Source organism: Chloracidobacterium validum (assembly GCF_018304825.1).
GTDB classification, from domain to species: domain Bacteria; phylum Acidobacteriota; class Blastocatellia; order Chloracidobacteriales; family Chloracidobacteriaceae; genus Chloracidobacterium; species Chloracidobacterium validum.
This window is the reverse complement of sequence record NZ_CP072648.1, coordinates 1,184,888-1,208,458: the sequence shown is the minus strand read 5'-3', so window position 1 is coordinate 1,208,458 and position 23,571 is coordinate 1,184,888. Positions and strand designations below refer to the sequence as shown.

Genomic DNA, 23,571 nt, shown 5'->3' with positions numbered 1-23,571 from the left:
ACGGCCACCGGAAAGAAAAGTCCGCCCATGAAGTGACTGAGCCGCTCGACCTCAAACCCCATGGCATCGAGCTTGTCGCGCAGTTCCCGTGGGGCGTATCGGCGGCGGTGATGAAGCGCTTCATCATGAGGACTCCAGAGAAACCCATAGGCCGGCACGGTCATGATGACGGCGCCGCCCGGCTTGCACACCCGATGCAGTTCCGCCAGCGCCGCCAGATCGTCATCCACATGCTCGAGCATGTCGAGCGCGGTTACGATGTCAAATGTGTCGTCAGCAAAACACAGTTGCTCAACCCGACACCGCGCCAACGCGGGAAGCCCACGTTGACGTGACCAAGACAGGGCTTCGGACGATAGGTCTGTCCCCACGACCCAGCCAAAAACTTTGAGCATGTCGGCATTCGCGCCCGTGCCACACCCGGCATCGAGTAACTTTGGGACATCCGACGATTTTCGCTCCATCACCGGCGGCGGAGAGCGTCGCAGCGCGGCTGCCACCCAATCCCGCACCAGGTCCCGCCGGCCGACGAACCACCAGTAGGTCGTTTCTAGCTCAAACATCCTGCGGTATTCGCCATGTTCCATACTTTGTTGAATCACAAATCTTGAAATGACCGCAGGCGATCATCTCAGCCGACTCTCGCGCCAGTGAGCGCCCATACTGGTCAGTTGCCGGGTGACAAGATGGCTACCAAGAAGATTACAGCGCAAGCCCGGCACGGCGGGCGTGCGCGGCAATTTCGGCTGTGACTTGAAGCGCCAGCTCCAGGGCCGCGCGTCCCGCCGGGCCATCCACCAGCGGACGCCGTTTCTCCCGAACGCAGGTGACAAAGTGTTCCAGTTCAGCGCGCAGCGGCTCATCCGACCTCACCACAACTGAGCGCGGGGCAATCACCGGCTGAGCCTGCTCACCGGAAGCGTGCCGCACCTCCAACGCGGTCACCTGTTGCGCCAAGCAATCCACCGAGACGTAGCCCTCGGCATGGAAGCAGCGCAGCTTGCGGACTTTCTCCAATGAAACTCGACTGGCGGTGACATTCGCCACGCAGCCGTCGGCAAACTCAATGCGCGCGCTGGCAATGTCAATCTTTTGCGTCAACGCTGGCACGCCAACGGCGTGAATGGTCGCTACCGGAGACGCCACAAACCAACGTAGTAAATCGAGATCGTGAATCATGACATCGGCAACGACATCAATATCCAGGCTCCGGGGAGTAAACACACTGAGTCGGTCAATCTCAAAGAAGCGCGGCGTCCGCACCAGTGAGCGAGCGGACTGAAGGGCCGGGTTGAATCGCTCCAGGTGACCGACCTGCAACACGACGCCGGCTTGTTCAGCCGCTGCAATCATTTGGTCAGCTTCAGCCAGTGTGACGGCAATTGGCTTTTCAACCAACACATGCTTGCCCTGGGTTAGCAGCGCCACCGTCAGGGCACAGTGGTCGCAGGTTGGGACGGCCACGCTCACAGCGGTGACTTGGGCGGCCAGGTCTTGCCAGTTGGCGAAGTATGCGACCCCATACCGTTGCGCCACGGCCTGCCCAACGTCGGGACGGAGGTCACAAACGCCCATCAGTCGCACGCCAGGCAAGTCGGCATAGAGCCGGGCATGGTGCTGCCCAAGCGCGCCAACGCCAATCACGCCGATCTCCACCATGGCCAACGCTACTTGCCAGACTCTTTCCCGGTGTCTTTGCCAGCGCTTGCGCCACTGTCTGTTCCAGCCGTGTCAGGCGGGCTGCTGCCCGATGGCGATGCGGACGCAGCCGTTGGCAACGGGGTCACAGGAAATCCGCGTTGCGCAAAAAAGTTGCAAACTCGCTCATTGTAAGTATCGGCTTCTTTCCCGGCGAGCGGGATATTACGCGACCTGGGAACATCAATCCGCTCGCCAACCGGTGGCCCAAACAGTGATGACACCCTGACTGCAACTTGCTGGGCTGATTTCGGCTGATTTTCGGCAACCAAAACAGCGACGCTTTTCCCCTTGCTCTGGTAGTTCGCCACTTGACTCCGCACCGAGCCAGTGTCGTAAATCCCGCCCTGATTGATCTGCAAGCCGATGTCGAGCAGTCCGTTGGTGACAAAGTTATCGAAACCAAACAGCTCGCGGGCGCGCAGGTGGGCGAATTCCTGCACTGAGTCATAGGGCATGTCCGCCACCACGGCCTTGACCGCGTCCTGCTCGCCACCAACCATCAAAGACGCATAAGCACCGATATTCACGCCATAGAGGCCAATTTTATTCGGATCGATCAACTGCTCCTCGCCACCGCCTTTCGGGGCCGGCACCTTCACCTGCTTGAAAGCCTCAATAGCTTTCAAAAGGTCTTTTTTTTCTGATGCGCCCAGTGTCGTCACCAGCGAACCACTTTCGCCATGGGCGCGGAGGTCATAGAGCAACACGTTGTAGCCTCGTTCCCAGAGCCGGTAGCCCAAGTCCATCATGTCCGCGCGCGACCCATTCAGTCCGTGTGTAATGATGACGCCTGGCAGCCCAGCACCCCGAATGAGAACCCATCCATTCAGCGTCCCACTGTCACCGTTGATTTGTATGTCTTTCCAGGTCAGGCTAACGACTTTTCCCCAGTTATCCGGCAGTTTTTTGGGGAAATCCTTGATAGCCAGCAGGCTTCGGTTGGATTTGGTAATGGCGTTGACGGCATAGACGGTGTAACCAACGGCAACGGCAATCGCCACAACGATGGCTGGAATAAAGAATTTGAGATAGAGAAAAATCCGTGTCTTTTTTTTACGTGGCGGCATACGACAAACACTCCACAGGAGAATCTGACCTGGCAAGTTTCCCCAAGGGACAATGGCTCAGGGCTTGTAGCCCACAATCACATGATCGAACCACCACGCTTGCTCAAGTGGCGTCATGGCAATCCGTAAAAACCCGGATTGGTTGAGCCAGAGGGCAAGTTGCTCGGACGAATATGTGGCACCAGACATCATGTTGAGTCCAAAAAGCGTGGCAAATTGGGCGGCGGCCGGTGAGGGGGCGTCTGGTGTCAGCTCCTGGACGACGACGCAGCCACCCGGATTCAGCGCGGCATAGGTCTTCTTGAGCACGCGCTGGATGTGGCGCTCGCCAAGGCCGTGGAGAACGCCTGACAGCAATACGACATCGTAGCCCTGCCCATAATCCGCATTGATGAAGTCGCCCGACCGGGTGTGGACTCGGTCGCTCACCGCGGATTGCTGAATCAACTCGCTCGCCACGGCGATGACTTCCGGGAGATCAAGCACCTCGGCCGTCAGTTGCGGATACTGCTCGGCGAAGCGCACGGCGTACGAGCCAGCCCCACCGCTCACATCAAGCAACCGGGTGTAGCCACTCAAGTCAACGGCCCGACTCAGAGCCAGGGCTTGCCCCCCGACCGCAATTTCGTGCATCGCCAGGACCCACGCGCGCTCGGCTGTTTGCCGCTCGTCGTCCGGCCGGACCAAGGTAAACGCTGCTTCGCGTGGGCCGATTTCGCCGGTTCGCAACAGGTAATCCAGTTCGCCAAAGCGCGTCCACAAGTCGGCGAAGTAAGCCAGCAGGTGTCCCTGGTAAGCCGGCTTGCCGGGAACCAGAAACGTAGCGGTCAATGGACTGTTATGGTAGCGGCCGGCCTCGTCGCTGACGACCAGCCCCAGACTCGCGCAGGCGGCCAGCAGCTTTTCAGCGCCTATCGCCATGAGTCCGCACGCACCGGCGACTTCAGACGCGGTTCGCGGACGAGTTTCCAGGATTTCAAACACAGCCAACCGGTGAGCCGTGAACAGAACGCCGCTACTCCAGAAGGCCGTTCCCAACCGATAGAGCGGCTCTGGCGTTAGATTGGTCGCGCGGCGCGGGCGACGCTTTGGTAACGTGGACATCCCAACTCCAGAACTTTGAGAGGCGTTCCCCAAAACGCCTCCCTTCAAGCTCGCTGTCAAAGCAGACCAGGAACAATGCGCAGGACGCCCCAGACGCTACCATGGTCAACCCCGTTCATGCTACGGGTGCAGCGCAAATAGCTTGCCCGTCTCAACTTGCCCGAACAGAATACTGAATGATACTGGAGCGCGAGTCATCCCACGAACAATCCGACGACATTCCCGACGACATTCACGAACCTCGAAAACTTATGCCAGAGCATTCGACGCTTATGCGTGCCAACGTTCTCATCGAACCCGGCACGATTGAAATGCAGCATGTCCCCATCCCTGACCCAGAGCCGGGCGGTGTCGTGGTCAAGGTCATGACGGCGCTCACCTGTGGCACAGACTTGAAAGCCTTTCTCCGCGGACATCCGAAGTTTCCCACCCCAACCCTGTTTGGCCACGAATTCGCCGGCGTGATTGCCAAAGTGGGTGCCGGCGTGACGCGCTTCAAGGAAGGCGACGTGGTGATGTCCACCCACTCCGCGCCATGTGGCGAGTGCTACTACTGCCGACGCGGGCAGGAGAACCTATGCGACACCATCATGTCCACCATGGTGCTTGGCGCCTACGCTGAATATATTCGGATTCCAGAGCGCATCGTCCGGCACAACATGTATCCCAAGCCGGACAGCCTTCCCTACCGCGAAGCTGCCCTCATGGAGCCGCTTGCCTGCGTCGTTCACGGGCTGGCAGCCGTCACTACCCGCGAGGACGATACCGTAGTCGTGCTGGGCAACGGCGCCATTGCCCTGCTCCACGTGGCGGCACTCAAGGCGCGGGGCGTGGAAAACATCATTGTGGCCGGACGCCGCGCCTACCGTCAGGCGGTCGCGCGCGCCATCGGCGCGGCCCAGACCATTCCCTTTGAAGCTGAAACGCTCCCGGAACACGTTCATGACTTGACCAACGGACGCGGCGCGGACCTCGTCATCGAATGCACCGGGCAGCCGCAGATCTGGGAACTTGCCGTCCAACTTGTCCGGCGGGGTGGTGATGTCATCTTCTTTGGCGGTTGCAAGCGGGGCACGACCGTGACCTTTGACACCGAGCGCATCCATTACGACGAAATCACACTGCGGAGTCCATTCCACATGACGCCGCGGGCTGTCCGGCAGGCGCGGCAGCTTTTGATTGAACGCCGTGTCGCCTGGGGCCAACTCATCACGGCCGACTATCCGCTTGAACGGCTTGGCGAGGCGCTGGACGAGCTACAACGGGGGGACTGCATCAAATTTGCCGTTCTCCCGTGAGACATCGGGCTAACGTTGGCCATGGCACGCCGGAGAAGTGACCGCGGTGGAGGCAAGCTGGGCTGGGGCGGATTGTGGACGCTGCTCTGGCTCGTTAGCTGGGGGTGGCATACCCAAGCCCAACTTGGCCGCCCAGCCGCGCTTCCACCGCCGCTTGCCCCACTCGCCCAACAACCAAGTGAACGGGGCGCACGTTTTGTCCAAAACTATGGACAAGATGAGTTTCAGTCCCTGCCGCAAATGTGGCATATCGCTCAGGACGCCCAGGGGGTGCTGTACTTTGCCAATGATGCCGGACTGGTTATCTATGATGGCGCCCGCTGGCAGCGCTTGACGATGCCCAACAGCGCCACGGTTCGGTCGGTGGCCATTGCTCCGGACAACCGGGTTTATATTGGCGCGGAAAACGAATTTGGCTATCTCACCGCCACGCCAAACGGGACGGCGCAGTTTGTCTCGCTCCTGGAACGCATCCCCCCTGCCAAGCGGCGCTTTGGCTCGGTTTGGCGAACTTGGGCGACACCGGAGGGCATGTTCTTCCAGTCCTATCGGTATCTCTTTCACCTCGTTGGCGAGGACGTTCACGTACACGAACCCGACGGCAGCGTTGCGCGGGATGACTTTGTTTGGAGTCACTGGATCGCCGGCCGGCTATACGTTCACCAGCGCCATGTCGGACTCCTGCAACTCGGCAACGATGAAGTCTTGCGTCTCGCCCTTGGTGGCGAACACTTTGCTGAGCGGCGGGTGTGTGCGCTCCTACCGTTTGACGCAACCCACCTTCTGGCCGTCACGCAAGAAGACGGATTGCGGCTTTACCAACCAGCCACGGGCGAGATCACTGATTTTCCACTGACGCCACGGCTGGAACGCCCACTCGACATCAACCACGCCTGCTTGCTCGCCGATGGGCGCATCGCTCTCGGAAGCAACCATGTCGGCGTTGTTATCTGCGACCGCGAAGGACGCATAGGTGAAGTCATCGGACGCCAGGCCGGGCTAGGATCGCCCTCCGTGCACTGGGTGTATAGCGATCACCAGGGCGGACTGTGGGCCGCTCACCGCAATGGCGTCGCGCGCATCGAAGCCTGTTCGCCGCTGTCATACTTTGATGAATCCAATGGCCTCGAAGGCCGGGTCTTCGCGCTCCACCGCCATGCCGGTCGCCTGTACGCCGGAACGCTTGGCGGACTCTTTGAACTCACCACCACCTTTCCAACGGCCCCGGTGCGCGGGCAGGCGCGATTTGTCCGCGTTGTTGGTCTGAATGACGACTGCTGGCACATGGTGACACATGGACCCGACATGCTCGTGGCTGGCGGCGGCGGTCTGTATGTGATTGCCTTGGGCAAGGACGGCGTGTCACAAGTCAAGAAGCTCGACTTTGAAGGACGGGCCTATGCCTTCTGCCAGGACCCGGTCCGCCCTGAGCGCGTCTATGTCGGCGCGCGCCGCGGGTTGCACCGCCTGACGCGGCGCGGGCCAGACTGGACAATGGAAATGAATCTCTTTGGGATTCAGGACGAAGTGCGCTCATTGGTCGTGACTGACGACGGGCTGTGGTGCGGAACCATGCACCAAGGCGCTTGGCTTGTTCCCACCGACGCCCTCCAGTCCAACCGCCAATCCGATGCCACGCCGGCGTTCCGCATTGATGACCGGATCGGGCTTCCAACGCAGCGTGAAACCTTCGTCGCAAGTGTGAACGGCAAGGCCTGTTTGGCGACTCAGCGGGGTGTGTATGTCTTTGACCCACAGCGACGCTCACTAGCGCTGGCCAGCGACTTCTCGGCGCTTGGCGAAGTACCGGTCTTTCGGATTGGAGCCGATGCCGCTGGCGACCTGTGGTACGCCAAAGACTTCGCTGAACGGGGACGGCTCCGCCCGGGCCAGGATGGCAAGCCGCAGGTGGATGCGCAGGTGTTGCGCCTTCCACCGGCCGGCTTGTTACGCGCCATACGCTGCGAAGCCGATGGGGTTGTCTGGCTCGGTGGCGACAAGGGACTTTTTCGCTATGAACCGACCGCTGCGCAGCCTTTCGGGAACCAGGGGCACACTCTACTCCGACGCCTCGAAGCCGGTAACGGGCAAGCGCTCTTTGCTGGCTATGGTGATGTACCGTCTGGTCCACTGGTGATTCCCTATGAAAGCAACCGACTCCGCTGTGAGGTCGCCCTAACTGCCTTTCCGCGAGAACGCCAGCATCTGTTTCGCTTCCGACTTGACGGCAGTGACCGCCAATGGTCAGCGTGGAGCACAGAGACCGTCAAGGAATACACAAACTTGCGTGAAGGCATCTATACGCTCCAGGTCGAAGCCCAGGACCTGTACGGACGCTTACAGGCAGCGGTGCCAGTCAGGATACGCATTCTGCCGCCCTGGTACCGGACGTGGTGGGCCTACACGCTGGCGACGGTCGTGCTCGGCGGACTGGCCGTTGCCGGCGTCCGGTTTCGAGAGCGCATCCTGGTCCAGCGAAATCGCGCGCTCGAACGACTGGTCAGCGAACGGACATCGGAAATCACTCGCCAGCGCGATGAGATTCTCGACAGCATTCGCTACGCCGAGCGCATCCAGAAAGCCGTATTGCCGACGCCGGCAGACCTGCGGCGCTATGTTCCAGAGAGCTTCGTCCTCTATGAGCCGCGTGACATCGTCAGTGGTGATTTCTACTGGGTTCAGCCAGTTGAAGACGGCATCATCATCGTCGTTGGGGACTGCACCGGACATGGCGTGCCCGGAGCGTTCATGTCCTTGATCAGTAACGATCTTCTCAACCAAATCGTGATCGAGCGGGGCATCACCGACCCGGCCGCAATTTTGAACGAACTGGATGCGGGCATCATCGCCGCCCTCAGCCAAGGCGTCGGCGATGGCATCGGTCGCGTGGATGACGGCCTCGACGCCGGCATTGTGTGCCTCGATCAACGCCGGCAGCGGTTGCGTTATGCCGGCGCGCGGCGTCCACTTTACATTGCACACGATGGGGTCTTGACGGAAATCAAAGGCGATTTGCGCTCGGTTGGCGGGTCGCGCCGCGAACGGCGGTTCACAGGTCACGAGGTGCAGCTTGAAGTTGGCGCGATGCTCTACCTTGCCACCGACGGCTTTGCCGATCAAAACGATGGACAGGGCAAAAAATATGGCACGCGCCGCTTCAAATCACTTTTGTGTGCGTTGTGCCACCACCCGGTCGCGGAGCAACGGGAACGGCTCCAACAGGCGTTGCGCGAACATGCCGGCACCGAGCGATTGCGCGACGACGTGACCATCGTTGGCATCCGCCTGTAGTTTCCAAGCACTCGATTGCCAAAAAAACCGGCTTTCGCATACTATCCAAAGCACTTCCCCCGATGGGCCGAACGCTGTCCCGGTCTTCTTGATAACGATAGCGTTGAAGGAGATAAACATTCGATGACCACTGCTGCCGCGCCTGGCGAAGCTGCTCCACAGCGGATTTCACTCAACCCAGACTTGAAGAGTCCCCGCGCCCGCGATTTCGAAGAAAAGCTCATGGCACGGGTCGTCGGACAAGAGCGCGCTGTCCGGCGCATTGCCAACCTCTACCAGATTTACTTGGCTGGGTTGGCCCACCCCGGCCGCCCACTCGGAACCATGCTGTTTCTCGGCCCAACCGGCTCTGGCAAGACGCGCGTCGTCGAAGCCGCTGCCGAAGCCCTGTTTGGCGACCCGTACGCCGTCGTCAAAATTGACTGCGCCGAGTTTCAGCACAGCCACGAAGTAGCCAAGCTGATTGGCTCGCCGCCCGGCTACTTGGGCCACCGGGAAACCCCGCCGCTCCTGACGCAGGAAAATCTCGACAAACACCACACTGAGCAAGACAAACTGACGTTCGTGTTGTTCGATGAAATCGAGAAAGCCTCCGATGCGCTGTGGCAGTTGTTGTTGGGCATTCTCGACAAGGCCACGCTGACGCTCGGCGACAACCGGCGGGTGGATTTCTCGAAGTGCATGATCGTGATGACGAGCAACCTGGGGGCCAAGGAAATGTCCGAACTCATCACCGGCAGCATTGGCTTTGCGCCATCACGCCCCGAAACCCAGCGTGACGATCTCGATCAGAAAATCTACCGCACGGCCACCGAGGCGGCGCGCCGCAAGTTCTCGCCAGAGTTCATGAACCGGATTGACAAGGTCGTGGTCTTTCGCAGCCTGAAGGATCACCACCTCGAGCAAATCCTTGAGTTGGAGTTGAGCGCCGTCCAGGAACGGATCACCCAGACGGCAGCGGAAAAGTTCGTCATTCGCTGCTCACCGGAAACCAAGCGCTTCCTGCTCGATGAAGGCATTGACTTGAAGTACGGCGCGCGGCATCTCAAGCGGGCGATTGAAAGATTCCTGGTCAACCCGATAGCGAGCCTGGTTGCCACGAAGCAAGTCAGCACCGGCGATTTACTGCTCGTGGACTATGACCCGGAAGCGAAAAAGCTTCTGTTCTCGAAGGAGCATCACGGCGCGCTCGTGCTCAGCGCCGGCACCGAAGCCACGCGGGCCATGCCAGAGAGTGAGTCGCCTGAAAGCCGGTCCGTCGCGCTTTCAATCCACCGGCCGCAAACCTCGGCCCGCACGGTGAGTGAAAACTGAGTGGAAGTGCAGACTTCTCGGCTTGGGGTCCGGTTCTTGCCGTGGCCGATTGTCAGCTTTCCGAGCACTGAACCCCACCCTTGGTGACCACGGACACCAAACGTTTTAGGCGCAGGCCGGCGCTCCACAGCCAGGCAGGCGTCACCGCAGTTGTGGAAAGCCGCACTGACGAAGCGCTTCGTACAGAACCAGCGCCACACAGTTTGAAAGGTTGAGCGAGCGGGCCGGCGACACCATCGGGATGCGCACGACGCATTCGCCTTCGAGTAAAGCTTGCGGCAGCCCCTTCGTCTCCCGGCCAAAGACGAGAAAATCATCGGGACGATAGGCCACTTCATCGTACCGACGCTGACCGACGGTTTCGATGAACAGGAACCGCTGGGTTGGGTAAGCCCGACGCAGCGCCGCAAAATCCGTCCATTCGTGCAGGTCGAGCAGATGCCAGTAATCGAGTCCGGCCCGGCGGACGGCTCGCGCGTCAATCGAAAAACCAAGCGGATGGACAAGGTGCAGCGGCGTCCCCGTGCAGACGCAAGTGCGCGCAATGTTGCCGGTATTGACATGAATCTCAGGCTCGACCAAAACAACGTGCATGGGTTATCCCTTGGATTTTTTATGCGACCGTAGCATCCTGACAGACGCCATGGCGGAAACGGTTTTGATTGTGGACGATGAGCGCGGCATCCGGGAATCACTGCGTGGCGTGCTCGAAGACGAAGGCTTCGCGGTCGAAAAAGCCGAAAGCGGCGATGCCGCCCTGCGTCGGCTGGCGACGGCGGCGGTGGACTGCGTCCTGCTTGACATCTACATGCCGAATAGCCAGCTCGATGGCATGGCAACCCTTGAGTGCGTCCGCCGGCAGTACCCCCACATTCCGGTCGTCATGATTTCTGGCCACGGCACGATTGACACGGCCGTGCGCGCCATTCGACTTGGCGCAAGCGACTTCATTGAAAAACCGCTCAACATCGAGCGTACGCTACAGGCCGTGCGCCATGCCATTGCCACCCACCGGCCGGCGCCGACACCCAGCCCTGGGGGACTCATCGTCGGCAACAGCGTCCCGATGCGGGCGCTCCGCCAACAGGTCGCGCTGACCGGCCCGACCGACGGGCGCGTGCTAATCTACGGCGAATCCGGCACCGGCAAGGAGCTGGTCGCCCTGGCACTGCATGGGGCGTCCAAGCGCGCCGACCGAACCTTTGTTGCAGTCAACTGCGCGGCTGTCCCCGAAGACCTCATCGAATCAGAGCTATTCGGTCACGTCAAAGGCGCCTTCACGGGCGCAACGGAATCGCGCCGCGGGAAGTTTGAGCAGGCGGATGGCGGAACGCTCTTTCTCGATGAAGTTGGCGACATGAGCTTGCGCATGCAGGCCAAGCTGCTGCGCGCGCTCGAAAGCGGCACGATTGAACCCGTCGGCGGCCAGGGCGCGCGCCAGGTGGATGTTCGCGTCATCGCCGCGACGAATAAACGCCTGGACGAAGCCATCGAGCGCAACCAGTTTCGCGCCGACCTCTTTTACCGGCTGAATGTCGTGCCGTTTCAACTGCCGCCGCTCCGGGAGCACCTAGAAGACATTCCGGTGCTGGTCGAGCACTTCACGCAGCAGTTTAGCCAACGCTACGGCCGCCCCCCGCTGACCCTGACCGCAGATGCCTACGACAAGCTGCGCGGCCATGACTGGCCGGGCAACGTCCGGGAACTGCGCAATCTGATCGAACGACTCGTCATCACCGAATCGGCATCGCCGGTCACGGCCGAACATATTCCATTGGAAGCGCCCAGTAACTCCATCTGGGCCAGTTTTCAGTTTGGCTCGCTCCGGGAGGGCAGCGAAGCCTTCGAGCGCGAGCTGGTTCGCCGCAAGCTGGCTGAATTCGATGGTAACGTAACGCAGGCGGCCGAGGCCCTGGGGATTGACCGGAGCTACCTCTACCGCCGCATCAAGGCGCTTGGCATTAGCCTCCGTGGCTAACGGACGCTCCATCCGCCACACCGCCATGCTTAGTTCCGACGCCAGTTCAGGCTCTGAGTTTTTTATTGGCGCTTCATCCAGCCTCACGGCACTGCTGCGGGACGCGGCGCGGGTTGCCCCCACAGACGCCACCGTCGTCATCACCGGGGAGAGTGGCACCGGCAAGAGCTTGCTGGCGCGGTGGATTCACGAGCACAGCCGCCGAGCGGTGGGACCCTTTGTTGTCATTGACTGTGGCGCGCTCCCCGAATCCCTGCTTGAAGCCGAACTGTTCGGGTTTGAGCGTGGCGCGTTCACCGGCGCCGCGACGGCCAAAGCTGGCCGATTTGAAGGCGCGCAGCAGGGTACGTTGGTCCTCGACGAAGTTGCCGCGCTGTCGCTGGCAGCCCAGGCCAAGCTCCTGCGGGCGCTCGAGGAGCGGCGCGTCATGCGGTTGGGCGGAACGCGCGCCGTCACGCTGGATGTCCGCTTCGTCGCCGTCACCAACACTGACTTGGCCGCGGCTGTCAAGCGTCAGGCGTTTCGGGCGGACTTGTTTCACCGCTTGAATACCATCGCCCTGGAGGTTCCACCGCTCCGCGCCCGTCCAGGCGACATTGCGCCACTGGCGCGGCACTTCGTGACCCGCGCGGCCCAGCGCAACGGACTCCCCTGCCCAAAGCTCGCGCCTGAAACACTGGCCTTTCTGGAGCAGTATGACTTTCCAGGCAACGCGCGCGAACTGATGCATGCCATGGATTACGCCACACTGACTGCCGCCGGAGCGGTCATTTACCGGGAACACTTACCGGCGCGGATGACGGCCGCCACGGCGCTGATGCAGCACCCAACCCGCAAACCGACGCTGGCGGAACTCGAAGCCGCCTACATCCGCGAGATTCTTCAGCAAGTGGCCTGGCGCAAGGTCGAGGCGGCGCGCATTCTGGGTATCAGCCGCAAGAACCTTTACGAAAAGCTGCGCGCCTACGGCATTCCCTACCGGCCTCCGAGCCAGGATGCCAACGGCGACGCATCGCCTTGACCCGACTGGTGGGTATCCGGTAGCTTCCGCTCTTTTGTTGAACGTTCAAGGTGCTTGGCCGTTCACGGCGTCCGGTCTCTGCCTATTGAGGTTGGTGGCGTCATTTCATCCAGCGAGATCTCATGCAGCAAGGAGTTTTTACGTCATGCGAGCTAATCAGATTCGGCGTGGCATGATTGTTTTGTTTGACAAGCAACCCCATCGCGTTCTCGAATGCCGCCACCACACGCCGGGCAACCTGCGGGCGATGATGCAGACCAAGCTCAAGAACATCATCACCGGGACAACCTTTGAGCACCGCTTCAGCGCCACCGAAGACGTTGAGCGCGCCACCCTCGAACAGCACGAAATGCAGTATCTCTACCAGGAAGGCCCGACCCACTACTTCATGGACATCACAACCTATGAACAGATTGGGTTGGATGAAGAAATCCTGGGCGACACACTCAATTACCTGACGGCAGACATGACGCTTCAAGTCGAGGTTTACGAGGGGCAGCCGGTCGCCATTCAACTTCCGGCGGTCGTCGAGCTGAAGGTGGTTGAAACCGAGCCGGAACTCAAGGGCGCGACCGTGACCGGAACCAGCAAGCCGGCCAAGCTTGAGACGGGTCTGCAAATCAACGTGCCCGGCTTCATCCGGGAAGGCGACGTCATCCGGGTGGACACCAGCGAAGGCAAGTACATCGAGCGCGCCAAGTAGTTCATCCGCAAGCCTCACGTCCGGCGGTTGGGTGCCGGCGCGGCGCCCACGGGACTCGATTCTGGCGTGTTTTCACGTTTTCCCTTCTGGCTTTACAATCTGGCGCTCGGAGCAAGCGCGCCGCTGTGGTTGAGCTACTACGGGTTGCGCGCGCTCCGGCGGCGGATGAGTTGGCGCAGCCTGCACGAGCGATTCGCCTACCGACTCCCATCCCTGCCGGCCCCGACCATTTGGTTTCACTGCGTTTCGGTTGGCGAAGTCCTTGCCGGTCAGCCCTTGGCGCAGGCGCTGCGGGAGCGGTTTCCAGCAACTCGCTTTGCCATTTCAACGACCACCGACGCCGGACAAGCGCGCGCCCGTGAGCAGCTTGCCTGGATGGATGCCCACATTCACTTTCCGCTGGACTTGCCTTGGGTCATGGAGCGTGCGCTCCAGCGCCTCAACCCAACCCTCGTCATTATCCTTGAAACAGAAATCTGGCCCAACTTCCTGCGAGCTTGCGCGCGCCGCCACATTGCGGTCGTCTTGGCTAATGGAAGACTGTCTGATCGCTCATTTGGGCGGTATCGTCGGCTGGGTTCAAGCATGGGCGATCTTCTGGGCCACTTCGCGCTCTGCTTGATGCAGTCTGCGGAAGATGCCGACCGCATCCGCGCGCTTGGCGCACCCGCCACGCGAGTGCTGACCACCGGCAACTTGAAGTATGCCCCGCCGGACGCCACCGAACGCGCCCGCCGCGATCGCATCGCTCAATCCATCCAACAGCAGTACGGCCTGGGCGACGGGCGCCCCTGTATTGTCGCTGGGAGCACCGTCGAAGGCGAAGAACCACTTCTGGCCGGGGTCTTTGCTCAACTTCGGCAGAGGGAGCGCCTGACCACCTGTCGCCTACTCGTCGCGCCACGCCACCCAGAACGCTTTGCCGGTGTCGCGCGCAGCCTGCAAAATCGCGGGTGGCGAGTTGCGCGGCGAAGCCAACCGCAGGCGGATGACCTCCAGGCGGATATCATCGTGCTCGATACCATCGGCGAACTTGCTGCCGCCTATCGCTGGGCGGACGTTGCCTTTGTCGGTGGGAGTCTCGTTCCGCGCGGCGGGCACAATATCCTTGAACCGGCTGCCGAAGGTCGCCCAATCGTGACCGGACCACATACGGAGAACTTTCGAGCGATCATTGCCCGCTTCCAGGCGGCCAACGCGATTTGGCAACTTGCCCCAGGTCCAGCCGACCGCCTCCAGTCGGCGCTGGCGCTGGCCGTTGAGACGTTGCTGACCACACCGGCGCGCGCCGCTGACTTGGCGCAGCGCGCCCGGTCAGTCTGGAGCGCCGAGACGGGCGCCGTCGCGGCGGCGATGGACGCCCTGGAAGCGCATGTCTTTCCTCGTCTTCCGGCCCTTAGTCTTACTCAAGATGGCTGATTTTGCCTTGTAGCGTCGTGTCAACCATCATCGGTGGCGTGCCGTCGCCAAAGAAAAACGACTCCATCGCGCCAAACAAAAACTTCTGCGCCTGCGGATCAAGCGGGTTCAGGCCAAAGTGATTCATCAGCACAAGCTGCTGGGCTTGCCATTTTTTCCAGCATTCCGCGCAAGCGGTAGCATGCACCTTGCGCCCAAGTTCGGTATTGAAGGGAACCCGACTCATCGGCGCCATTTCATCCCGGCACGCATAGGCATAAGTCTCGCCGTCGCGCTTGACCAGGCGCGCCTTTTCAAGCTCCCCAAGCGCCAGCTTGACCGACTTTTCGGGATGCCCGGTCTCAGCCACAAGTTGCGCTGGCGTCAGTGGACCTTGTTGCTTGAGGGTCTGGATTACGACGCGCGGCGTGCCTTTCAAAGCGACACAGAGGGTATCAAGCATAAGCGACTCACAAAAAACGAGAAGATGGGTGTCACCAGCTTACGGACTCGGCGGCAAGTCGTACAGGCACGCTGCCTGACGCAATCCAGACAAAAGCTCCGGCTCGATTTGCCACACGGCTTGTACGTTGAGCTGCCCGGTCGTCCGCTCGACGCGAAGGGCCGCATTGAGGGCAGCGTCGGCGGCATGCAGGTCGCTCGAACGATAGAGCGCCTGCCCCAGGTCTTTGAGCGCCTCAGCGAAGTCCGGCCGCTGCGCAATCGCCTGCTGGAAAGCCTCGACGGCCAACAGGGGCTTATTCTGGCGCATCAGGGCGCGCCCCAGGCGGTGCCAGGCTTCGGGATAAACCCCATTGCGCTTTTCGATGGCCGTCCGAAAAGCCAGTTCAGCGGCATGTGGCGGCTCGCACTGCGCCAGAACAAGCCCCAACTCGTAGTAGCCCTGCGCCGTATTCCCACCCGGCGTCGTGACAAAGGCCCGCAGCGTCCGGGCGGCTTCCGCCAACTGACCCAGTTTGACATAGGCGCGGCTCAAACCAATGTAGAGACCTGGCAGCGGCGACTCGGTCAAGTGACGCGCGAGCACCTCCACGGCCGCTTGCGCTTGCCCCATCACCAAAGACGACTTACCCAACTCCAGCGCGGCTTCGCCATACTGCCCGCCACGACTGGACAGGGCTTCCGCAAAGGCCGCCTGCGCCGCCGGAAAATCGCCCTGAAGCGCCTTGGCGTTACCTAGCCCCAACCAACTTTCGCCATCGGTTGGACGCATGGCAACGGCAGTCTGAAATGCCGTCTCGGCCGTTTCAGCATCGCGCAGGCTCAGCGCAGCCAGGCCCAAATTGTGGTAGGTGGCAACTTGGGCATCGCCGGTCGCCAGCGCCTGGCGATAGGCATCGAGCGCCGCCGCCGGCTCGCCAAGCCGGAAAAGCGCATTCCCCAGATTCCGATACGCCACCCCCAACCCCGGCTCGGCAGCCAGCGCCGTCTGATACGCATCCCGCGCGGCGGCGTAGTCACCGTGGACGTAACAGACATTTCCAAGACTAAACCACGCCTTGCCATACGGCGACGGCGCGCATTCAACCGCCCGGCGGAGCAGTTGGAGTGGTTCGTCGGTTCGATTGGCGATGAAGAACCTCCCCAGCTCAAATAACCCAACGCCAAGATTGAGCAGGATTTGCGGATCACTCGGCGCCAGCGTCTCGGCCGTGCGCCACATACGGACGGCTTCGCGCAGCTCGCCCAAGTCACGCAGCACCAGACCTAACCACTGGTAGGTCACGGCCGACTCGGCATCGCACTTGAGCGCCTGCCGGAATGCCTCGCGGGCAGCGTCGAGTTCGCCCAGCTCCCAGAGCTGCCGACCGTGGCGCAACAAGTTTTGTAGTTGGATTTCAGGCGAGCGCGCCAGATGACGCACTGAAGCCCGGTCAAGCGCGGTTGTCACAGTTCGGTCTGCCATGGCGGAGGCGAGCATCCTCAAGTTCCGAGAAAGACATTTCCCCCCTCGCTCGTCCCTACTCGAAGTTGGCCGCTGGTCAGACGCAGCCAGACCAGCCGCAGAACCCACGCGCGTCAGAGGATAACGCGCTAAAGGACCCGGCTACTAGCTTGCGCCATGATGATGTTGATTGCAACTCACTAATGAGTACAACCGCAACCAACCACCCATTCCACGTGGTTTCCTTGGTTGAGCCGATTCCGTCCGCGCCGAGTGGTCAGTCAGAGCACCACTGTGGTAGCGTCAGTAACAACGTGAAGCACATTGATTCAGGTCACTGCCGCTTTGGTAAGCGGCCTGACCACTTTGGAGGAACAATCACGACAATGAGCGCACCTGCTCCCGCCCCGGTTACGGGCAAAGTTGTTCAAGTTATTGGCCCAGTTGTTGATGTCGCGTTCAGCGATGGCTTCTTGCCGCCAATGTATCAAGCGCTACGGGTCACCAGTGAAGGGTTTGACGTAGCCCAGCCAATTGATGTCGTCGTCGAGGTGCAACGCCATCTCGGCGATGGCCTGGTGCGGACGGTTGCCATGCTGCCCACCGAAGGCATGGTACGGGGCATGAAGGTTTACGACCTTGGCACGCAGATTAGCGTCCCGGTGGGGAAGGGCACACTAGGGCGGGTGATGAACGTCCTAGGCGAACCCGTTGATGAAATGGGTCCGGTCAAGTGTGAAAAACGCTATCCGATTCACCGCCCGGCACCGTCGTTCGAGCAGCAATCCACGGAAGCCGAGATGCTCGAAACTGGTATCAAAGTGATTGATCTGATTCAGCCCTTTCTCAAAGGCGGCAAGATCGGGCTTTTCGGTGGCGCGGGCGTCGGCAAGACCGTGACGATCATGGAACTCATCAACAACGTCGCCATGGGACACGGTGGCTATTCAGTCTTTGCCGGCGTTGGCGAGCGGACACGCGAAGGCAATGACCTATGGGTTGAAATGCAAGAGGGTGGCGTCATCCGCATGGATAACCTCGAAGAATCCAAGATCGCGCTGGTTTATGGACAGATGACCGAACCGCCCGGCGCGCGCGCGCGCGTGGCGCTCTCAGGGCTGTCGGTCGCCGAATACTTCCGCGATGAAATGAATCAAGACGTGTTGTTCTTCGTGGACAATGTCTTCCGCTTCACGCAGGCCGGTTCAGAGGTCTCGGCACTGCTTGGACGCATGCCGTCGGCGGTGGGCTACCAACCGACGCTGGCCACCGAAATGGGCGAGATGCAGGAGCGCATCACGTCCACCAAAACCGGCTCGATTACGTCAGTGCAGGCCATTTACGTTCCAGCCGATGACTTGACCGACCCCGCACCGGCCACGACCTTTGCCCACCTGGACGCCAAAACCGTGCTTTCGCGCCAGATTGCGGAACTGGGGATTTTCCCGGCGGTGGACCCACTCGACTCGACCTCGCGGATTCTCGACCCGCAAATTGTCGGGCAGGAACACTACGAGGTTGCCGAAGGCGTCAAGCGAACACTGCAACGCTACAAAGAGCTTCAAGACATCATTGCCATTTTAGGCATTGATGAGCTTTCCGAAGACGACAAGCTGACGGTGGCGCGCGCGCGCAAAATTCAAAAGTTCCTGTCGCAGCCGTTCCACGTGGCTGAACAGTTCACGGGACGCAAGGGTAAGTACGTCAAGGTGGCAGACACCATTCGGAGCTTCAAGGCGATTTTAGAAGGCAAGCATGACGATTTGCCAGAACAGGCGTTTTATATGTGCGGCGCCATCGAAGACGCCATCGAGAACGCCAAGCAGATGGCCCAGTGAGGCCGTCCTGCCGCCTGCCAACGCCTGGTTACGCGGTGAACATTCGCTTGTGGATGTTCACCGTCCCTGACCGCTGATTCCCTGCCATGGCTAAAAAAGCCACTTCGCCGCCTCATCGCAAACGCTTGCTCATCACCGGGATTGCCGGTGGGCTGGCCACCCAACTGGCTTCGGCCATTCCACTGGATTGGGAAGTCGTCGGCATTGGGCGACGGCCGCCGCAACTGCCCATTCGCCGTGATATTACCTATCGCCAACTCGATATTCGCAAGAAATCGCTGGAAAACCTTTTTCGCAACGAACGTTTTGACGCCGTCATTCACTTGGCGGTCGCCAACGACGCGCGGTTGCCCATGGCCGTTCGGCATACGGTCAACGTCATTGCTACGATGCGGCTTCTGGCGTGCTGTGAGCGGCAGGGCATCCCACAAGTCGTTCTGCTCAGCAGCGCCGATGTTTATGGCGCCGACCCGACGAATCCAACGTTTCTGACTGAGGACTACCCGCTCAAGGCCATCCAGCGCTACGCTGATATGGGCGACAAGGTCGAGTTTGACACCTATTGCCGCTCCTGGATGCATCGGTCACAGTCCACAACGACAACGCTGCTTCGTCCGTGCCATATCGTCGGCCCGCACGTTCAAAACTTTTTGACGACCTACCTCCGGTTTGGGGTCGTGCCTGTGCCGCTGGGCTACGATCCGATGATTCAGGTAATTGACGAGCGCGACATGGTTCAGGCGTTGCTGTTGGTCCTGGAGCAGAAGCGAAGTGGGGTGTACAACGTCACGGGTCCGGGCGAGCTGCCCCTTTCAGCCGCCATCCAGGAAGCCGGTGGACTGGCTATTCCGGTGATTTACCAAATGGCCGCGCCGCTGATGAAACTTGGCTGGACGGTCGGCGTGCTGCCATTTCCAACGCCACAGTATGACTTCCTGATGTTTCCGTGCGTGATTGATGGGAGCAAGTTCCGTGAAACATTTGGCTTCAAGCCACGGTTCTCGCTCCATAAAGCCCTTCGCTCGATTCGCCGACGACTCCCCATCACTGCCGAAACTGATGAAGCGGAACCAGTTGCCCGGCGACGACGCCCACGACCAGCGCGGCCGCCACTGACCGAGTCGTGATAGTCAATGAGCATCCCGTACAGGGCATGGATGTGTTTTTGTTGGCTGTGTTACACTACACCACCAATCAACCACCGGTTTCATTTTTGTCACACTCTATGTTTGTCAAGCTGCGCAGCACGCAGTTTTAGTAGCTATGCCAGAAGTCCCAGTCGCCATCTATGCCACGTTGAGCTACCTCGATAGCCAGGGATTTCAACGAACCGTGCGCATCAATCGCACGGTGTTTAGCATTGGCCGACTGCGCACCAATGATCTCCAGATCAACAACTCATACGTATCCCGGCGCCATGCCGAAATCATTTATCAAGATGGGCAGTTCATTCTGCGTGACAACCAAAGCACAGGCGGCATCCTGCTCAATGGCGAGCGCATCACGAGTCATGTGCTTCAGTCTGGCGACCAGTTTCAGCTTGGCGACGTTGCCCCGGTAACGCTGCTCTTTGAGACGCATCCCATCTCGCCAGACAGCAATGGCATGGTCCAAACGGATGAGGAGCAACGCACAACCGACCGCCTGACGACAGTCATCGCCAGCCCGCGCTCACGCTTTCTCAACACATCGCTCCTCGATAGCGCGGAAAACATCACGGATTTCACGCTCAATCGCCTCAAGGCGCTCAATGAGTTCAACCGCAAGATGCTGACGGCCGGCAGCATTCAGTCTCTCATGGAATGCTTACTGGACGCTACTATGGAAACACTGCCCGCCGAACGCGGTGGCATCCTGCTCCGCGATCCAGCGACCGGTGCGCTCGAAATGCGCGTCATGCGGACTCGCTCTGAAACAGGCCAGGTGCAGCCAAGTCTCTCGATTGCCATGCAGGCCTTTGAGCAAAATGTTGCCATTCGTAGCTTTGACGCCATGGCTGACACGCGCTTCGCGCCAACCTCGAGCATTATCCAGCAAGCCATTCACTCGGTCATGTGCGCCCCGATTAGCTCAACCCAGAAAGTATGGGGCGTGTGCTACATAGATAACCTTCTGGCGACCACGCAGTTTAGCGATGAGGAGCTAGAGTACTTTCTTGCCCTGACCCAGCAAGCCGGGTTTGTCCTCGAAAATCTCCATCTCATCGAGGAGTTGCGCGCCACGCAAGAGCGGCTCATCAATAATGAAAAGCTGGCCACCCTCGGACAGTTTGCCAGTGGCATCGCGCATGAACTCAAGAACCAGCTTTCGGCACTCACGGCCGCTGAAATCCTGATGAGCGATACCGAAGACCAGCGCCAGCGTCAGCTCATCCAGCTCATTCTCAACGCCCAGCAACGCATGGTGGCGATGGTGAATGAAATTCGTGACTTTGCGCGCCCAGAAGCCAAAGTCTATGAAAAAACCGTTCAGCCGCTTGTCCCGATTGTCGAAGAGGCCATCAGTTTCGCGCGCTATGACCCCTTGGTGAAGATTTGCCGAACCAACTTTCAAGCGACGGCCGCGCCTTTCGTCAACCTCAACCGTGACAAGATCATGCAAGTCCTGCTTAATTTGCTCCGCAATGGGGCGCAAGCGATGAAAGACAGGCTTGGTGAACTCACCGTGCGGGTTGACGAAGCTGACGGGAGCGCCAGAATCATGGTGTCAGATACAGGCTGCGGTATTTCGCCAGAAAACCTGCAACGTATTTGGGAACCTTTTTTTACGACCAAGGGCAGCGAAGGAACGGGGCTTGGTCTAGGCATCTGTCGGCGGATCATCGAAGGCCACGATGGCGATATTGCCTGCCAAAGCACACTTGGAGAAGGAACGACCTTTACGATTCACTTACCACTGTCGCCACCTCCCGATGGCTTGAAGGTTACGGGCCAAGCATAGTTGGCAGCAGTGAAATCTCAACCAAACTCGGATGCCGTGATTGATTCAAACAGGCACCAGGTATCTCATTGAGTGGAGAGGAACCCGTGTCATACGAACACTTAAAGGCAAGCTGGCGCGCAGAAGTTGAGGCTATTGTCCGCGCGGAACTGGGCAAGATGGAATCTGAGATTGCCCGGATGCACCACCAGGTCGAGCAGTCCTTCACGCAGTTGCTTTCGCAGTCGGCGGCGCGCTTGGCGGCGGTTAGCCATGACGCGGCCATTGCCGACTTCGCGGAGCGTGCCCTGTCGCACCTTGCCGTGCTTTCACCGGCGTCCATGGCAACCGAGACACCGGCTGCGCCACCGGACGCCGAGAGTAGTGCCGCTCCCCCCACGGCAAACGATACACCGCCAACCCCTGACCAACCCGTTGATCTACAGGCGCTTTACCATTACATCGTCGAGCTTCAGGGCCAGCACACCCAGGCCGATGTGCTCAACCTGCTGGTTATGCGTACGGCAGAATACGCGCCGCGGGTCGCACTCTTCGTGGTCAAATCGGGGAATGTGGTCGCCTGGGCCGAGCGTGGGTTCGAGGCGACTGGGGTTCCCCTGCGCGGGCTGATGCTTCCACTCCAAGCCCAAACAACCCTTCTGGCCGCCGTCGAACAACAAACAGCCGTCCTGGACAGTCCCTATGCCTACAGTGAAAACCAACTGTTGCTCGACCGGATAGGTAATGTACCGGAAGCCATGGCCGGCATTCCCTTGATGGTGCGGGGCAAGGCTGCCGCGGTGCTGTATGCCGATACCGGTGAGCAGCCGGTCGCCAGCATCACGCTGGCCCCGCTCCAGATCCTCGTCAACGTGGCCGGCTTGACCGTCGAACTCCTCAATGCCCGCAACCGCCTTGCCACCACCACGCTTGCCCCACCGGATCGCACCACCAAAACCATGGATCCGCCAGCCGCGGAACCCCCTCCCCCACCGACCGTCACCACGACGGAGGAGACCAAGGCGGAAACTCAAACCGAGGTGGCAGCCAAGGCAGATGATGAAGCCAAGGCTGCACCGGACAGTGCGACGCCGCCAACGGTGAGCGCCCCCGAGCCGCCCGCGGATGAACCGAAGGCTGAAACCGAGAGCACGGCCCAGGCTGAGTCACCCGTCAATGGAGAAGCTGCCGTATCGGAGACGTATTCAGCGGAACCACCAGTTGCGCCACCATTCGGTGAAAACGTAGCAACTTTGCCACCAGCTCAAGAAGGTGAGCAGGTGAGCTTCACACCATTCCGCCCAGAGCCAAGTGACTCCGAGACCTCAGTCCGCGAACCAAGCTTCGAGCCAGTGCAGCTTCCCCCAGTCGTGCCGCCTGGACCAACGATTTCGGAGCCAACCGGCTTTGACTTCACATCGGGTATCAATCCACCGGCAACTTCGGAGTACACCACACCGGCTGACAGCGCGGAACCAGGTGGGCCGCCACCGCCCTCGATGCCACCGTCCTTTGACCCGATGGGGACGGAAACACCCACCGCGCCACCGAGTAACGGCGTATTTCAGGTCGGACCGCTCAGCCAAACAGCCTCGCCGCCTGCGCCGCCAGTGGCCGTCAGCATGCCGGCTGGGCCGCCCAAGCCTTCCACCGAGGAAGAAACCAAAGCGCATAATGACGCCCGCCGCTTCGCGCGACTGCTTGTCTCGGAAATCAAACTCTACAATGAAGCCAAAGTCATCGAAGGCCGCACCAACCGTGACTTGTATGATCGGCTGAAAGAGGACATTGACCGGTCACGGCAGATGTATGACAAGCGCGTCAACCCGATTGTGGCGGCGAAGTATGATTACTTCTACGATGAGCTTGTTTCCTCGCTGGCGGAAGGTGATTCATCTCGATTGGGCGCTGACTGCCCTGGGCCGATACTGGTTCAGCTAGAGTAAGCCACGCTAAACCTGGCACGAGCATCCAAAAGATCGCCAGTGATGTGGACGAGCGCAACGGACGGCTCGTCCATTTTTTTCTACTGT

Annotated in this window: 17 protein-coding genes and 1 pseudogene; 11 read left to right on the top strand and 7 right to left on the bottom strand. The window is 60.3% G+C overall.

Annotated elements, in window-relative coordinates; translation table 11 throughout:
• Positions 1–56 precede the first annotated feature (56 nt).
• From J8C06_RS15140 to J8C06_RS05040, 4 genes and pseudogenes are all read right to left on the bottom strand, one after another.
• A pseudogene (locus tag J8C06_RS15140) lies at positions 57–464 on the bottom strand (class I SAM-dependent methyltransferase); the annotation flags it as partial.
• Positions 465–702: 238 nt separating this feature from the next.
• Positions 703–1,659, bottom strand: a complete 957-nt coding sequence (locus tag J8C06_RS05050) for a Gfo/Idh/MocA family protein (RefSeq protein ID WP_211429693.1) — start codon at positions 1,657–1,659, stop codon at positions 703–705.
• An 8-nt stretch (positions 1,660–1,667) separates the two neighbouring features.
• On the bottom strand, positions 1,668–2,768 hold the full coding sequence (locus J8C06_RS05045; RefSeq protein ID WP_211429692.1) for an alpha/beta hydrolase: 1,101 nt from the start codon (positions 2,766–2,768) through the stop codon (positions 1,668–1,670).
• 57 nt (positions 2,769–2,825) lie between these two features.
• Positions 2,826–3,872, bottom strand: a complete 1,047-nt coding sequence (locus tag J8C06_RS05040; RefSeq protein ID WP_211429691.1) for a methyltransferase — start codon at positions 3,870–3,872, stop codon at positions 2,826–2,828.
• Between the two features lie 272 nt (positions 3,873–4,144).
• On the opposite strand from J8C06_RS05040, the gene J8C06_RS05035 reads away from it, so the two are divergent.
• From J8C06_RS05035 to J8C06_RS05025, 3 genes are all read left to right on the top strand, one after another.
• A complete protein-coding gene (locus tag J8C06_RS05035; protein ID WP_211429690.1) occupies positions 4,145–5,170 on the top strand; it encodes a zinc-dependent alcohol dehydrogenase in 1,026 nt (341 codons plus the stop codon).
• 21 nt (positions 5,171–5,191) lie between these two features.
• The gene (locus tag J8C06_RS05030) at positions 5,192–8,461 is read left to right on the top strand and encodes a SpoIIE family protein phosphatase (RefSeq protein WP_211429689.1); all 3,270 of its coding nucleotides are present in this window, start codon (positions 5,192–5,194) and stop codon (positions 8,459–8,461) included.
• A 123-nt stretch (positions 8,462–8,584) separates the two neighbouring features.
• Positions 8,585–9,775 (top strand): AAA family ATPase, encoded by a 1,191-nt coding sequence (locus tag J8C06_RS05025; RefSeq protein WP_211429688.1) that lies wholly within the window; start codon positions 8,585–8,587, stop codon positions 9,773–9,775.
• Positions 9,776–9,916: 141 nt separating this feature from the next.
• Here J8C06_RS05025 and J8C06_RS05020 read toward each other — a convergent pair whose 3' ends face one another.
• A complete protein-coding gene (locus J8C06_RS05020; RefSeq protein WP_211429687.1) occupies positions 9,917–10,369 on the bottom strand; it encodes a tRNA (cytidine(34)-2'-O)-methyltransferase in 453 nt (150 codons plus the stop codon).
• Here J8C06_RS05020 and J8C06_RS05015 point away from each other — a divergent pair.
• From J8C06_RS05015 to J8C06_RS05000, 4 genes are all read left to right on the top strand, one after another.
• On the top strand, positions 10,368–11,753 hold the full coding sequence (locus J8C06_RS05015; protein ID WP_343216886.1) for a sigma-54-dependent transcriptional regulator: 1,386 nt from the start codon (positions 10,368–10,370) through the stop codon (positions 11,751–11,753). The two genes, J8C06_RS05020 and J8C06_RS05015, sit on opposite strands and share 2 nt — an antisense overlap.
• Positions 11,746–12,774, top strand: a complete 1,029-nt coding sequence (locus tag J8C06_RS05010; protein WP_211429686.1) for a sigma-54 interaction domain-containing protein — start codon at positions 11,746–11,748, stop codon at positions 12,772–12,774. Before J8C06_RS05015 ends, J8C06_RS05010 begins: the two co-directional genes overlap by 8 nt.
• Positions 12,775–12,919: 145 nt before the next feature.
• Positions 12,920–13,477, top strand: a complete 558-nt coding sequence (gene efp, locus J8C06_RS05005; RefSeq protein WP_211429685.1) for an elongation factor P — start codon at positions 12,920–12,922, stop codon at positions 13,475–13,477.
• A 66-nt stretch (positions 13,478–13,543) separates the two neighbouring features.
• A complete protein-coding gene (locus tag J8C06_RS05000) occupies positions 13,544–14,896 on the top strand; it encodes a 3-deoxy-D-manno-octulosonic acid transferase (protein ID WP_211429684.1) in 1,353 nt (450 codons plus the stop codon).
• On the opposite strand, the gene J8C06_RS04995 is transcribed toward J8C06_RS05000, so the two are convergent.
• On the bottom strand, positions 14,880–15,338 hold the full coding sequence (locus J8C06_RS04995; protein ID WP_211429683.1) for a Fe(2+)-trafficking protein: 459 nt from the start codon (positions 15,336–15,338) through the stop codon (positions 14,880–14,882). The two genes, J8C06_RS05000 and J8C06_RS04995, sit on opposite strands and share 17 nt — an antisense overlap.
• A gap of 39 nt (positions 15,339–15,377) precedes the next feature.
• On the bottom strand, positions 15,378–16,802 hold the full coding sequence (locus J8C06_RS04990; RefSeq protein ID WP_211429682.1) for a tetratricopeptide repeat protein: 1,425 nt from the start codon (positions 16,800–16,802) through the stop codon (positions 15,378–15,380).
• 365 nt (positions 16,803–17,167) lie between these two features.
• On the opposite strand from J8C06_RS04990, the gene atpD reads away from it, so the two are divergent.
• The 4 genes from atpD to J8C06_RS04970 all read left to right on the top strand — a co-directional run bounded on the left by atpD (position 17,168) and on the right by J8C06_RS04970 (position 23,484).
• Positions 17,168–18,619 (top strand): F0F1 ATP synthase subunit beta, encoded by a 1,452-nt coding sequence (atpD, locus tag J8C06_RS04985; protein WP_211429681.1) that lies wholly within the window; start codon positions 17,168–17,170, stop codon positions 18,617–18,619.
• An 86-nt stretch (positions 18,620–18,705) separates the two neighbouring features.
• Entirely contained in the window at positions 18,706–19,746 is a 1,041-nt protein-coding gene (locus tag J8C06_RS04980; RefSeq protein WP_211429680.1) for an NAD-dependent epimerase/dehydratase family protein, read from the top strand.
• A 136-nt stretch (positions 19,747–19,882) separates the two neighbouring features.
• Positions 19,883–21,559 carry an ATP-binding protein gene (locus tag J8C06_RS04975; RefSeq protein WP_211429679.1) on the top strand — a complete coding sequence of 559 codons (1,677 nt, stop codon included), beginning with the start codon at positions 19,883–19,885 and terminating at the stop codon, positions 21,557–21,559.
• A 158-nt stretch (positions 21,560–21,717) separates the two neighbouring features.
• Positions 21,718–23,484: a hypothetical protein gene (locus J8C06_RS04970; protein WP_211429678.1), complete on the top strand. Its 1,767-nt coding sequence runs from the start codon at positions 21,718–21,720 to the stop codon at positions 23,482–23,484.
• Positions 23,485–23,571: the final 87 nt, after the last annotated feature.